Source organism: Helicobacter bizzozeronii (genome assembly GCF_900196775.1).
Classification (GTDB): domain Bacteria; phylum Campylobacterota; class Campylobacteria; order Campylobacterales; family Helicobacteraceae; genus Helicobacter; species Helicobacter bizzozeronii.
In genome coordinates, this window is record NZ_FZLB01000069.1 from 1 (window position 1) to 12,920 (window position 12,920).

A 12,920-nucleotide genomic window follows, 5' to 3' on the forward strand; every position below is an offset into this window, starting at 1 on the left:
GCCCTAGCCAATACCCCAGAGATGCAAATTTTGCAGAGGGCACAGAGTCGCAGTGCTGGGGGGATTAAGGAGGGATTAGAAACAGAGACGATCACGCAACAAGAATGGCTTAAAGCTTTTAACCTCAAAAGCCTTGATGAGCCCTTTATCCCTAAGTTTAGTCAAGAAGTGCAAGAGGCTTTAGAGCCCGTGTTAAAGGGGGAACAAATTAAACTCACTAGGGGGAGTTTGGCAAAGCTAGCAAAACGCCAAAGAGAGGAGTTTTTGCCTTTAATTAGACCGACATTAGAGGAGCCTAATGCAGTGTTAGATAATGGGCGAGGGATTTTGTTTATTAAAGAGTTCATCGACACGGATAAGAACCGCTACTTTATGAGTGTGGCTAAGAATTATGATGGAGAGTGGGTATTTAGTTCGCATATCAGAAAGGACTTTTCAGCGATTAAAAACGAATTTGCCCGCTCAAAAGTGCTTTACAATACGGGGTTTAGCGGTGGAGAAGTTGCTGGTGCGTCTGATATATTAGAATCGGGCGGAACTGCCATTAAGCCCTCTGACTTGCAGATTAATACCCCACCATCACATGGCAGTGCTTTAAACCCCATAAGCAAGAATACCAAACCCCCGCTTAAAGTGCAAGCCCGCCCTTGGGGAAATGGAGTGAGCGCAGAGCCTGAAGAGATTGTTAAAATTGTCAGACAGACTTTTGGACCCGTGGCGATGCAGAGATTAGAATTTTCCATCAAGCATCATAAGGAGCAGATTGGGGAATACAAAGAAAGGCTTAAACGCTTAAGCACAGAGCACGAGCAGATGTTAAAAGGGACACACCCATACCACACGCTAGACCCAGAGCACAACCAAGCCATCATAGAGGCGATTAAAAAGAGGGAAAACACGGCTAAACTGGTGATTGAATCATTCCAAGCCAAGATACAAACCGCACAAAACACCTTAGAAGCTTACCGCATTTGGAAAGAAGTTAAGGACAACTTAACGCCCCTAGAGGAGCTCAAAATTAATTTCTACAACACGGAAAGATTAGCTAGGGAGAATGTGGCTGGGGCAAGTGGCAACGCACGCTTGATAGAGCGATTGCAAGGGGAGGTTAGCACACAGAAGTATTTGGCTGGATTATCAGAAGAATGCGCGCCATTGATAGAGAAACACCACAACACCCCAAAAAAGACAACCCAGCACAAGCAGACAGCTCAAAACAAAAGGCAACTAAGCCATAGATCCTTAGATGTTTTCAACAATCGGCAATTCACTTATTGCAAGTTTGATCGAGCCAATGCTCATTCTAAATTTTCTATGCTTGATCAAGTGGTCGGTGGCTATAACAATCCCATTAATAGCCATGTGGTGGGGGGACTATATTACCGCTAAGGATACAAGCGATGTGTGGAATTTGGAGATGAACAAGGACATTGTTGATACGAAAAACCCCATCTAAAGAACAAACATGGGCACTGATAGTGGAGAGTGGTGCAAAAAGGGACTACCAAACCCCTAACCAAGAATTAGAGGCGCAAATCGCCCCTATAGCGTCAAAACCAAAACACATCAAAACTGATGGAGTTTTTCCAGCACCTTTTCAGGCATGGCATCCTGATGGATTTCTGTGAAAAAGAGGGGGGCTGGGGGGGGAGCGGTCTTTTCCCCAAGCCAAAAGGCAGAATCTAAGATGGGGATGGGCTGGGTGTAACCCATAAACTCTAGCACGCTGGCACGCCTAAAGCCCACTACCCAATCATAATTGCTGGCGGTGTTGGTGATAGGCTGGTAGTGTTGGGGCTTAAGGGTGTGATCGCGCTCATCAAAGAGCAATCCTGTTACCTTAGAGTCTTTATAGGATCGCAACCAATCGGCATAATAAATCCCGGCATTTTCAATCAAATCATCGTCAAAATCTTGATCTTTGCCCACTGCCTGTGCTGTCATTTGCAATAAGGACAGGGGAGAGGGGAGTTGGGTCATGATGCTGATGTGCAAGGTGTTTGTAGCGGTATTGATAAGCGAGCTGGTGATCTCCTTGAGCCCCTCATCAGCCATGAAAACTTTTAGGGCATAACCGCTCCGCTGTTTTTCGCCCATTTTGGCGACCAACTCGTGGTTATTTTTCAACTCTTCTTCAAGCATTTTATCAAAGCGCAACACCAACACATCGGCTTGCAACAAGGAATGCACCTGCTTCATGTAGTTGCTATACAGCGTAGCATCATGCCATGGATAGGGCTTGTTTTGCATCAACACCTTGTGTGCGTAAGCCCGTGCATCCATGATGATCTTGGTTTGTGCAGGGCTTTGGTCATCTAAGATAGCCTTGAGGGAATTTAACATGTTCTGCCTTTGGATAGAATGCGGGATTATAGCAAAAATTCCCCCTCCCTGATCTCACACCAACTTAGGTCTAACGCCACCCTCGTATTTGATCTCCAATTCCTCCACGCGTTTTTCTAGCTGGGCGATTTTGACGACATGGCGGTTGGGCATCACCACTAAGGGGATGTCTTTGAGTTTGCCCTTGACTCGTTTGGGACCATGGTGATCCCACACGGTGGCAATTAACTCGTCAGGGTTTTCTTCGCCCCAAGAGCCGTAATAATAAAGGTCTTTGGGGGGTTCGTCTTTGACATGTTTTTTGACAAATTCATCGTAGGGCAGACCTCTTTTGAGGCGGGCTTTGCGCTCATTGGCACGCAACTTTGCGGTGGCTTCCTCATCCACCACAAAGGTTTCTTTGTCCCACACCACTTTATAGATGTTAGAGGCAACATGCTCAGAGATACGCCCGATTTGCAAATCCTCCATCACCATCTCAGGGTCGCGCTCGAGCACATCCCCATAACCCCCCCCACAGCCTTGGGCTATCATATACAACTCGCCCTCTTGGGAGCGGTCAAATTGCAAGCCCATGTGGTAGGTGGTATAAACCCCGCCCTTAAAGGGGCGTTCATTCATCACCCGCTCCATAGAAAGGTCAAACTCTTCAGGGTTCTTTTTGATGATCTCAAAGATATTGATTCCCTTGACCATGGCTAGAGGGTAAGTCGCACACCCATAGCCCCCAAAGAGTCCGGGCACGCTAGAAAACTTCGCTCCAGAGGTGACCGTCATAAAGCCCCATTCAGGCGTGTTGCGCGCAGCTACGATCATCTCATAGCCCATCCCACCACGATACTTACCAAAACCTTGATTGTCGCGCACCACGCGCTTGCTCACCAATTGCAAAAAGGGCACTTCCTCTTCCATCACCTCTTGTTCGCCAATATCTGCCATCGCGCAGAAAAGCGGAGCGACTGCGTCCTCGCCATCTCTAAAGGCTTTAGCACCCCCACCCATGCCATTGAGATCAGCGCAGAGATTGCCCACTTGTTCGCCATGTTGGGTTTCCCCGCCCCATAAGAAGTCGTTGATCTGGTTAAACCAAGGGGCGAGCACATTGGCGTACTTGGTGTGCATAGAGAATTGCAATTTGGCATAAGCAATCTGCAAGGCACTAAACGCCCTAAAGGAAGCTTGCAAGTTCTGCCCGTTGGGTGCGTCATAAGAGCAATCCCCCCAAGTGCCCTCATCGGAGATGATCTCAATGGGGGAGAGCGCGCCCGTGGAGCGGGGCAGGTCGGGCCACCAGTGGTTTAAAATCGCTTGGGCAAAGAACGCCTTAGTGGAGGCTAAAGGCGAGTTGATCGCGCGGTTGATGATCTCTTTGCCAGAGCCTCTTAAATCCACAGTCATGTGATCTCCCTTGACCGTGATTTTGCAGGCGAATTTGATTAAGATATTTTCCTTTAGGGTGGAATCCACAAACTGCTCCACGGTAACCATGCCATCAGGCATGGCAGCAATGCGGCGGCGCACTTCATTTTCCACATCCTCCACAGTCATACGAATCGCCCCCACAAAGGCATCGATGCCGTATTCATCGATCATGCGATCTACAATGTCCATGACTCGGCGCACCGCCCCCATTTTGACCTTAATGTCAGCGAGCATCAGTTTTGGATCGCGTGTGGAGTGTTGCAAGAAAGTGAGCAAATCGCGGCGCAATTTGCCCCGCTCAACAATTTTCATCGGGCTCCCGCGCAAGCCATCATCAAAAGGAGTTTCTGAGCCTGAGGGCATCCCTCCGGGTTCACATGCCCCATTTTCCCCTTCGTGGATGGTTGCGCCCACCCAAGCGATGATTTCCCCATTGCGAATCACGGGAGTGAGCATGGATTGATCCGTGTTATGCACGCACCCAAAGCGCGCATCATTGTGGAAAAAGCCATCGCCCTCATGGATGCCCACGGTGGGTTCATCTTTCCAATACTTCATAATGTAGCGAATGGGGTGGTGCAAGACGGCGGCAAAGGCGATCACCCCACGGTTAGACATGTAACACACATCCCCACTAGAGGTATAGACCGCTACGGACAAGTCCGCCCATTTTGCCCCCGGGGCCGCCCCCATGCTCTCGCACATTTCAAAAGCTTCATCTAAAGAGCCACTGAGGCGGCGGCGAATCCTATCATAAAGCAGAGGATCGCCCCCTTTTTTAAGCACTTCGTCCTCTAAGGGGGTGCGCTTGGCGATGGAATGGTGGCGCATGATCGCTGGATCAGGACCTAAAAACAGCGTGGTTTCGTTCATAAAATCATCCACCCATGCCTGTTCTTCGGCACTCAATTCTTTTTTGTGGGTGTGCCCGCCATGGTGGCTGTGGGCATGGGGGTGTTTGTGGGCTTCTACATGAGTTCCTTGTTCTTTCATCTTTTCTCCTTATCTAGCGTTAACGCCGTCTTTTAAAAGCCAAGCGGCACCTTGAGGCGTGGGTTCCACACGCCAATTCTTCTCAATCAAATAGGTGGTGCTTTTGGTGGTGATGATGGCAGGTCCGTGGATGACATAGTTGGCATTCAACACGCTTTCATCGTAAATGGGGGTTTCAATGGGCTCTTTTTCATCCACGAAATGCACCTTGCGGTGGCTCTTAGCACTAGGGATCGTGCGCTTGTGATCAGTGTAGAGCTCCTTAAAATGCACTACATCGGTTTCGATGAAAGTGGCTACCCGCACGGTTTGCACACGCACGCCTGCCTCTGGGGCTTCCACGCCCTTGCCATAGCGTTTGGCATAAACATCTGAGAAGGTGCGGATAGCACGCAACACATCGCCCACATGGTTAAAGCGGTTAATGTCGAGCACGACCGAAGTGGTAACCCGTTGGTTGCCATAGCGCATATCCATCTCTAAGCGGTGTTGCACGCCAGAGATGTCATAGCCCTGACGGCGTAAATCCTCCTTACCCCGCCTCTCTAACTCCTCAATATACTCATTCATGCGTTCGTATTCATCAAAGAGTTTGCGCTCAATGGGCTCATAAAGCACAATGTAACCGCTGCGCTCATGGATGTGCAAGGGTTTCATATTCCCCGCCCCCAACGCTGAAAAGACGGAGGCAAAGGGGGGGAAGAGGATTTTATTAATCCCGGCGTGGTAGGCGATCCCACAGGCATGCAAGGGACCATTACCCCCATAAGCCACCATGGTAAATTCATCTACATTCCCCCCATTTTTACGCAACTCCATTTCAATCCCGATCGCCATCTGTTCATCCACGGTGCGCTTAATCACTTTGGCTACTTCGATCACATCTAAATCCAAGTGGTCGCAAAGATTGTCCTCAATGACAAGTTTCGATCGTTTGGGGTTGAGGGGGATGACCCCATTGGCATAGTTCTCAGGGTCTAAATAGCCCAATAGCAAGTCTGCATCGGTAACCGTGGGGTTGAGCCCACCTCGATCGTAGCAAGCAGGTCCTGGGTCAGAACCCGCACTCTCAGGTCCGATTTTGACCGCTTGGTGGATGCGATCGTAGGTGGCAATCGATCCCCCCCCCGCTCCTAGAGTGTTGAGATGGATCATGGGTAAAGTAACCAGCCAACGACAGATCACGGGCTGGAAGTCGTAGTGTTTCACTCCACCCTTGGGTAAAATCCCAATATCAAAAGAAGTCCCGCCCATATCCATACAAACCACATTACCAATGTCTGTAGTTTCTGAAAGGTGTTGGGAGGCACTCACCCCGCTCACGGGTCCAGAGTGGATAGTTTGCAAGCTATCAGTAGAATTGCTCTGCGCCATCCCCCCGCTGTTGTGAATCACCAGCATGGGCTTACCATACCCGCTATCACGCAGGTTAGAGCTGAGTTGGCTTAGGGCATGGAACATGATTTCATACAAAAACGCGTCAATGATAGTCGTGTTGGCGCGCACATATTCGCCCTTGCGCCCAGAGACTTGCGAGCTCAAAATCACCGGGATTGCCCCCAATTCGTGGGCGGGGTATTCCTCTAGGATAGTTTCTAGCACCAGTTGCTCATGGCTGGGGTTCTCAGTGGCATTGGTGAGCGCGACCACAATGGCTTGCGCCCCATTATCCACCAAGTCGCGCACCTGCTTTCTAACATCTTCTTTTTGCAAGGGCACCAGAATCTCGCCCACGCTATCCACACGCTCTTTAACCGAGCGCACCATGCGTCTAGGCACGATGGGGTCAGGGCGTTGGGCGTTAGGCATATTGCCCTGCTCGGTAACATCTAGTCCCTCTCCATAGCCCTTACCCCTTGATAGGTGGATGGTGTCCTCAAAGCCATGTGTTACAATCGCCCCCACCCTAGGACCCTTGCCCTCAATCAAAGCATTCGTGCCCAAAGTGGTCGCATAGCGCACGCTATCCACTTCTTTAAGCACTTGTTCTCTAGTGAGCCCAGCCATTTTACAAGCGTTATCTAAAGCAGAGTTAAAGCCCAAAGACAAATTATGGTGGGTGGTTAGGGATTTGGATTCAATATAAGTCCCATCCCATGCAAAGAAACAATCCGTGAAAGTCCCGCCAATATCTACAGAAATGCGTTTCATGCCAGCTCCTTACTTTTTATCAAACTTGGCGCGCAAGTCAGCTTGGGCGTTTTCGCCCGGACCATAATGGATGGAAGTTTCGGGGTCCTCCCCGATCTCTTGCCAACGCCTTTTGAGATCGTCAATGTCCCAAAGCATGTCGATGGTGGGGGGGTAGTGGGGGGGGACATACTCGGTTTCAATCTGAGTCCCGCAAGTGGGGCAATAATACTCATAGATCCGGCAGAATTTGGGATCGGGAGAGAAGGTGTATTGGTAGCGTTTGGGGTCTAAGATGGGGGGGTGAATCTCTTCTGGGTTGCGATCGTAAATGAGCGTGCCCTTTTTGTAAGTGTCCCGGGCATCCCCAAAGTCATGCCCACACACACGGCACAGCCACCTCTCGCTGTTAAGATCAATCATCAAATACTCAGTCATCGGAACGCGCATGTTTTACTCCTTAAGCTTTGTCTTCTAAAATCAAATCGCCATTGTCAGTTACCAGTAAGCCCCACCCCTCAGGCACTCTTGTGGTGAAATAGGGACCCTCTACAATGGCAGGTCCATCCATGTGCGCACCAGCCTGTTGCTCTAGCAAGATCACAACTGGGGTTGGGTGTTTCCCCCCCTCTTGCAACACCTCACGATTACCGCTCATTTTAGCATGCACTTTGGGGTTAGGCAAACTGGCACGCAAACTAGGGTGGGAGAGTTCATAACGCACATGGCAAGCCAAAATGCGTTTTTGATCCACATTGATTTGGGCGGTGTCATCTAGGTGGGTAACATGATCTTCAGACCCATCGGCGTTTTCCACCACCACTTTCCATTCGTGTTTGCATTCGCTCCAATTATAGCCTTCTTGGAACATGTGCCGTTTTGCTTGTTCGCGCATCTGCACTTGGATCGCCTCAATTTCAGCCTTACTCAAACCTGTAATGTCCCTTTCAAATGTTTGGGCGACATCGGAGAAACTGATCCCATAAGCCGAAAACACAGCGGCAAGTTTGGGTACGATCACGCGTTTGATCCCCGCTTTTCTAGCCGCCAAACACGCGCTCATAGGTCCTCCGCCCCCAAAGGCAGCTAGCACCGTGTCTTTTTGCACATGTGCACTCAAGCATGCGGCTAATTTTTGGGCGTAAGCCTCTTGGGTGGCAAAAAGGGCTTTTTCCAAACTCACACCCAAAGGCTTGGCGATCTTCTCGGTAATCACCTGAATGGCGCGCTGTTTGTCCAACTTTTGTTGCCCATTTAAATAGGTGTCCGGATCGATGATTCCCAAAGCCACATTGACATCCGTCATAGTCGCCTCAACACCCCCAAAGCCAAAGCAAGCCGGTCCGGGGGCTGCCCCTACGCTATCTGGCCCCACGCTGATAGCACCCTTGTCATCTACGCGCAAGATCGAACCCCCACCCACACCAAAAGACTTGACATCGCTGAGTTCAAAGGAAATTTGAATCCCCTCTACAGACCCACGCCTCTCGGTTTTGATCTTATGTTGATACACTTCGCCCACATCTGAAGTTGTACCCCCCACATCCACCATGAGGACATGGTTAAAACCATAGGCTTTGGCTAGGGCTTTTGTGCCCTCAATCCCCCCCCTAGGTCCTGAGGAATAGGTTTTAAGTGCCACGGATTTAGCCACTCGCGAAGAAGCCCCGTCATTGCGATAAATTAGTAAGGGGTTTTTCACCTTGTGGGCTTTGAGGCGGTGCTCGGCGGAGTATAAAAAACGCTCCATAGTGGGGTGTAAAAAGCTATTTAAAAGAGCCGACCAAATACGCCTAGTGCGACTCGTGTCATGGGTGAATTCCCAAGAAAAGAGCACAGGCACAGAACCTAGCAAATGTCTGGGGAATTGCAGTAAGAATGTGTGTTTGAAAGATTTTTCCTCTTCTTGGTCTTTGATCGCCACCACCAGTCGTTCTGCCCCCTTGTTGGTTAAGGTATTGACCGCGGCAACAAGCTCACTTTCCATCCCCTCGTCATTGACATGATTTAACAAAAATAGGCGATCGCCTACCAAACTGCTAAATAAATCTTGTTGGTTTTTTGTGGCGGTTAGGCTCGCCTCTAATTGGTGGTTATCGGTAATCAGCCCTAACTTAGGTCCCTTGCGTTCCACTAGGGCATTTGTTCCTTGTGTGGAAGAGTAGCGGATGAGATCGGTGTTGTGTAATAACTTAGCCAAACTATCCTTACCATAAATTTCCTCGCTGGCTTTAGTAATGCCCTTAAAAAAGCACTCGGATAGATCCACCGGAGTTGTGAGAGTCTTGGTGTAACTCACCTCTGAACCGCGCACTACACAAATATCTGTGAGAGTCCCGCCATTGTCTAAATTGACTAGATACTTCATTGTTGTCCTTTCTTAAAATTTATGGGAGTGGGGCTTGATCGACCCCGGGAGCCAACTCTAAAGGGATGAACTTGCCCTCTTTGATCCCAAACACGCCCAAATTGGTGATCACCTTTGAGACGCATTTAGGACCTGTCAAGGGCAAGCTACACTCCTTAACCAACTTTAAATTGCCCTTCTTATCGGTGTGTTGCATCAGCACAATCACCTTCTTAGCACTGGCGACCAAATCCATCGCCCCCCCCATGCCCTTAACCAATTTGCCCGGCACCATCCAGCTAGCCAAATCCCCCTGAGCAGAAACCTCCATCGCCCCTAGGATGGTTAGATCGATGTGCTGCCCCCTAATCATCGCAAAACTCTCCGCCGAGCTAAAGTAACTCGCCCCTAGACTCTGCGTGATGGTCTGTTTGCCGGCATTAATGAGATCCGGATCAACTTGTTCTTGGGTAGGAAAGGGTCCCATGCCCAGCATGCCATTTTCACTCTGCAACATCACGCTGATGTGTTTGGGGATAAAATCTGCTACCAAAGTGGGGATTCCAATGCCCAAATTGATGGAATACCCATCCTTAATATCCTCGACCGCCTTTTGTGCCATCTGCTGGCGTGTCCAACCCATGTTGCTATAATCCATGCCTATTCTCCCTTTTTGAGTGTGAGTTGTTCGATGCGTTTTTCAAAGCTCCCCTTGAAAATGCGATCCACAAACACTCCGGGGACATGGATAAAATTAGGATCCAATGTGCCCAACTCTACAATCTCCTCCACTTCAACCACGCTCACCCTAGCCGCCTTAGCCATCATAGGGTTAAAATTCATCGCGGTTTTATTAAAAACAAGATTGCCATACGGGTCCGCCTTTTGGGCTTTGATAAAGGCAAAATCTGCCTTAAGCGCGGTCTCTAAAATATAGGTGCGTCCGTTAAATTCCTTATGCTCCTTACCCTCTGCGATGATGGTGCCCACCCCTGTGGGGGTGTAAAAACCGGGGATTCCCGCCCCCCCGGCTCTAATGCGCTCGGCTAGGGTGCCTTGGGGGTTAAATTCCACCTCCACCTCGCCGGCTAAAAATTGTTGCTCAAAAGTGGCGTTTTCGCCCACATAGCTAGCAATCATCTTTTTAATCTGCCTATTTTTCACCAACCACCCCAGCCCAAAATCATCCACACCGGGATTATTAGAAATGCAAGTGATATTTTTCACCCCGCTTTTGCTTAGGGCTAAAATGGCATTCTCTGGAATCCCACACAGCCCAAAGCCCCCAAACATCATCGTCATGCCATCTTGCACGCCCGCAATGGCTTCCTCAACACTGCTAACCACTTTATTCATATATGCCCTTTGCCTACAATCTCTCAACCAACATCGCCACTGCCTCACCCCCGCCCACACACAGACACGCTATGCCTAAGTGTTTATCATGTCTGTGTAGGGCATGCACTAGAGTGGTGAGAATGCGCGCCCCACTAGCCCCAATGGGATGCCCCAAAGCGATCGCCCCCCCATGCACATTCACTTGGCTATCTTTCAAACCTAAATCCCTTTGGGTCAAAGCCCCCACAACAGCGAAAGCTTCGCTGATTTCGTATAGATCAATGTCGCTAACTTGCTTGTGGTTGCGTCTCAAAAGTTCCTTAATAGCAGGGGCGGGGGCAATGGGGAAGAGATGGGGATCGTGGCTGAAAGAATTGTAATCTAAGATTTTGGCTAAGGGTTTAGTGGAAGTGTCTTTTGCCAGCTCTTGGCTAGCAAGAACTAACATGCTCGCCCCATCGCTAATCTTGCTGGCATTAAAGGCGGTGATCGTGCCCTCTTTATCAAAGGCGGGTTTGAGTTTTAGACCCCTCTCAAAATCCACACGACCCGGCTCTTCATCTACGCTCACCAGCACCTCCCCCTTTTTGCTTTTGACACTGACAGGCACGATCTCAGAATCAAAAGCCTTAGATTGAATCGCCTCAAGGGCTTTTTCATAGCTGTGTTTGGCAAAGCTATCTTGCTCTTCTCTACTTAAGTTGTGGTTTTTAGCACACCCCTCGGCAAAATCCCCCATCAAAGCCTTTTGGTAAGCATCTTGCAAGCCATCTTTAAACAAGCTATCCTCCAGTGTGGTATCGCCCATTTTAAAGCCCATGCGGCTTTTCATCAAGAGGTGGGGGGCAAGACTCATATTTTCTATGCCTCCGGCTAAGACCACACGGCTACGCCCCAACGCAATTTCATTAGCCCCCAACATCACCGCCCTCAAGCCCGACCCGCAAGCCTCATTGATCAAAAAACAGCCCACAGAATTAGGCAGATTGGCATTCAGGGCGACCTGCCTAGCGGGAGCCTGCTTGAGTCCTGCACTGATCACATTGCCTACAATGCAAGTATCCACCAAACTCGGATCAAACCCACTGGTCCTCAGGGCTTGCGTGCTCACTACGCTCCCCAAAGTCGTGGCACTCACACTGGATAAACTCCCATTGAACGACCCGATGGGGCTCCGCTTGGCACTATAAATATAAACTCCGCACATGGTTACCTCCAAATTTGTCTTGGAATCTTACATAAAAACCCTAGATTTTGGTTAACCACATTCTTATTAAGGTATGAATGGAAATTAGATTACTTTTAGTAGCATAATCCCAGTGTTGAGATCATTTGAGAATACCCCCCATCACCTCTAAAATTTGATCCAAGGGCACTTGGTGGTGGCAAAAGAGCGCAAAACTCAAGGCGGCTTGGGTGATGAGCATGGCTTTCCCATCTAGGGCGATCAAACCATGTTGGCGGGCTAGTTGCAAAAAGGGGGTGGGCTTGTGGTAGATCAGATCGTAAGCGATACGGGCTTGTTTGAAGAGCGCGCCTAAGAGCTTGCGATCACAAGGTAAATTATCATCTATGAACCCGGCGGTGGTGGTGTTGATGATGAGATCGTAGCTTTGGGGTTTGAAATTATGGGGGGTAAAACAGGGCAGGTCTTGGGCTTTAAAAAAATCTAGTTTAGCTAGGCTGCGATTAAGCACGCTAATAGATATGCCCACAGAGCGCAGAGCACACGCCACCGCGCGCGCACTCCCCCCAGCCCCCAAGATCAGGGCAGTAATTTGGGCGGGGGGTTTATCTAGGGTCTGCAAAGGCTCTTTTAAGGGGAGATAAAAGCCCTCGATGTCGGTGTTATAGCCCACAAGCTTGCCCTTTTCTAACACCCAAGTGTTGATCGCCCCTAAGTTTTGCGCCAATCCCTTGATTGCATCGCTCAAGCTGAAAGCCACTTGCTTAAAAGGGGAGGTGATATTAGCCCCGTGTAGCCCTAATTCTAAGAATGTTTGCCCCAATAGATTACCCTGCGTTATTAAAATGCGTTGGTAATTGCCCTTAAAGCCTAAAGTCTGTTCTAGGGCTAAAAATGTAGCATTGTGTAGTAGGGGGGATTTAGAATGGGCAATGGGATTGCCAAAGACCCCAAAAAGCTTCATTCCGGGCTCTTTTTGAGCAAGTGCAAGAACACCCAGCCTTTTTTGATCCGCGCCCAACCCTCCTTGATCTCTAGCACCTGCACCTCTTGCCCCTTGAAAATTTTTTCCACGATACGCGATTGCGTGTTGGGGTGTGCGCGCACATTCACCACATTAAAACTCACAATAAAGATTTGGGGGGGTGGGGAGTCTGGGGT

At 49.5% G+C, this 12,920-nt stretch carries 11 protein-coding genes; 1 reads left to right on the forward strand and 10 read right to left on the reverse strand.

The window, feature by feature from the left end:
* Positions 1 to 1,389 (forward strand): PBECR2 nuclease fold domain-containing protein (locus C5684_RS09170; RefSeq protein ID WP_267891348.1); only part of this gene is annotated, 1,389 nt, incomplete at its 5' end.
* A 177-nt stretch (positions 1,390 to 1,566) separates the two neighbouring features.
* Here C5684_RS09170 and C5684_RS07540 read toward each other — a convergent pair.
* The 10 genes from C5684_RS07540 to C5684_RS07585 all read right to left on the reverse strand — a co-directional run.
* Entirely contained in the window at positions 1,567 to 2,343 is a 777-nt protein-coding gene (locus C5684_RS07540) for a hypothetical protein (protein WP_006017757.1), read from the reverse strand.
* 54 nt (positions 2,344 to 2,397) lie between these two features.
* Positions 2,398 to 4,758, reverse strand: coding sequence for a hydantoinase B/oxoprolinase family protein (locus C5684_RS07545; RefSeq protein ID WP_199764519.1), 2,361 nt, complete (start codon positions 4,756 to 4,758; stop codon positions 2,398 to 2,400).
* 9 nt (positions 4,759 to 4,767) lie between these two features.
* Complete coding sequence (locus C5684_RS07550) at positions 4,768 to 6,909, reverse strand: hydantoinase/oxoprolinase family protein (RefSeq protein ID WP_104639920.1); 2,142 nt, start codon at positions 6,907 to 6,909, stop codon at positions 4,768 to 4,770.
* A 9-nt stretch (positions 6,910 to 6,918) separates the two neighbouring features.
* Positions 6,919 to 7,338 carry an acetone carboxylase subunit gamma gene (locus tag C5684_RS07555; RefSeq protein ID WP_006017763.1) on the reverse strand — a complete coding sequence of 140 codons (420 nt, stop codon included), beginning with the start codon at positions 7,336 to 7,338 and terminating at the stop codon, positions 6,919 to 6,921.
* A 10-nt stretch (positions 7,339 to 7,348) separates the two neighbouring features.
* Positions 7,349 to 9,256, reverse strand: a complete 1,908-nt coding sequence (locus C5684_RS07560) for a hydantoinase/oxoprolinase family protein (RefSeq protein ID WP_104639921.1) — start codon at positions 9,254 to 9,256, stop codon at positions 7,349 to 7,351.
* Between the two features lie 19 nt (positions 9,257 to 9,275).
* Complete coding sequence (locus C5684_RS07565) at positions 9,276 to 9,893, reverse strand: 3-oxoacid CoA-transferase subunit B (RefSeq protein ID WP_104639922.1); 618 nt, start codon at positions 9,891 to 9,893, stop codon at positions 9,276 to 9,278.
* A 2-nt stretch (positions 9,894 to 9,895) separates the two neighbouring features.
* Positions 9,896 to 10,591, reverse strand: a complete 696-nt coding sequence (locus C5684_RS07570) for a CoA transferase subunit A (RefSeq protein WP_104629233.1) — start codon at positions 10,589 to 10,591, stop codon at positions 9,896 to 9,898.
* A 13-nt stretch (positions 10,592 to 10,604) separates the two neighbouring features.
* Positions 10,605 to 11,780, reverse strand: coding sequence for a thiolase family protein (locus tag C5684_RS07575; RefSeq protein WP_104629232.1), 1,176 nt, complete (start codon positions 11,778 to 11,780; stop codon positions 10,605 to 10,607).
* Between the two features lie 121 nt (positions 11,781 to 11,901).
* Entirely contained in the window at positions 11,902 to 12,723 is an 822-nt protein-coding gene (locus tag C5684_RS07580) for a shikimate dehydrogenase (RefSeq protein ID WP_104639923.1), read from the reverse strand.
* Positions 12,720 to 12,920: SH3 domain-containing protein (locus C5684_RS07585; RefSeq protein WP_158650213.1), on the reverse strand; the 201-nt coding region annotated here is incomplete at its 5' end. The genes C5684_RS07585 and C5684_RS07580, both read right to left, overlap by 4 nt.

Coding starts and splice junctions, on each gene's coding strand:
- C5684_RS07550 (WP_104639920.1), bottom strand. CDS start 6,909: ATGAAACGCATTTCTGTAGATATTGGCGGGACTTTCACGGATTGTTTC.
- C5684_RS07540 (WP_006017757.1), bottom strand. CDS start 2,343: ATGTTAAATTCCCTCAAGGCTATCTTAGATGACCAAAGCCCTGCACAA.
- C5684_RS07545 (WP_199764519.1), bottom strand. CDS start 4,758: ATGAAAGAACAAGGAACTCATGTAGAAGCCCACAAACACCCCCATGCC.
- C5684_RS07570 (WP_104629233.1), bottom strand. CDS start 10,591: ATGAATAAAGTGGTTAGCAGTGTTGAGGAAGCCATTGCGGGCGTGCAA.
- C5684_RS07580 (WP_104639923.1), bottom strand. CDS start 12,723: ATGAAGCTTTTTGGGGTCTTTGGCAATCCCATTGCCCATTCTAAATCC.
- C5684_RS07555 (WP_006017763.1), bottom strand. CDS start 7,338: ATGCGCGTTCCGATGACTGAGTATTTGATGATTGATCTTAACAGCGAG.
- C5684_RS07575 (WP_104629232.1), bottom strand. CDS start 11,780: ATGTGCGGAGTTTATATTTATAGTGCCAAGCGGAGCCCCATCGGGTCG.
- C5684_RS07565 (WP_104639922.1), bottom strand. CDS start 9,893: ATGGATTATAGCAACATGGGTTGGACACGCCAGCAGATGGCACAAAAG.
- C5684_RS07560 (WP_104639921.1), bottom strand. CDS start 9,256: ATGAAGTATCTAGTCAATTTAGACAATGGCGGGACTCTCACAGATATT.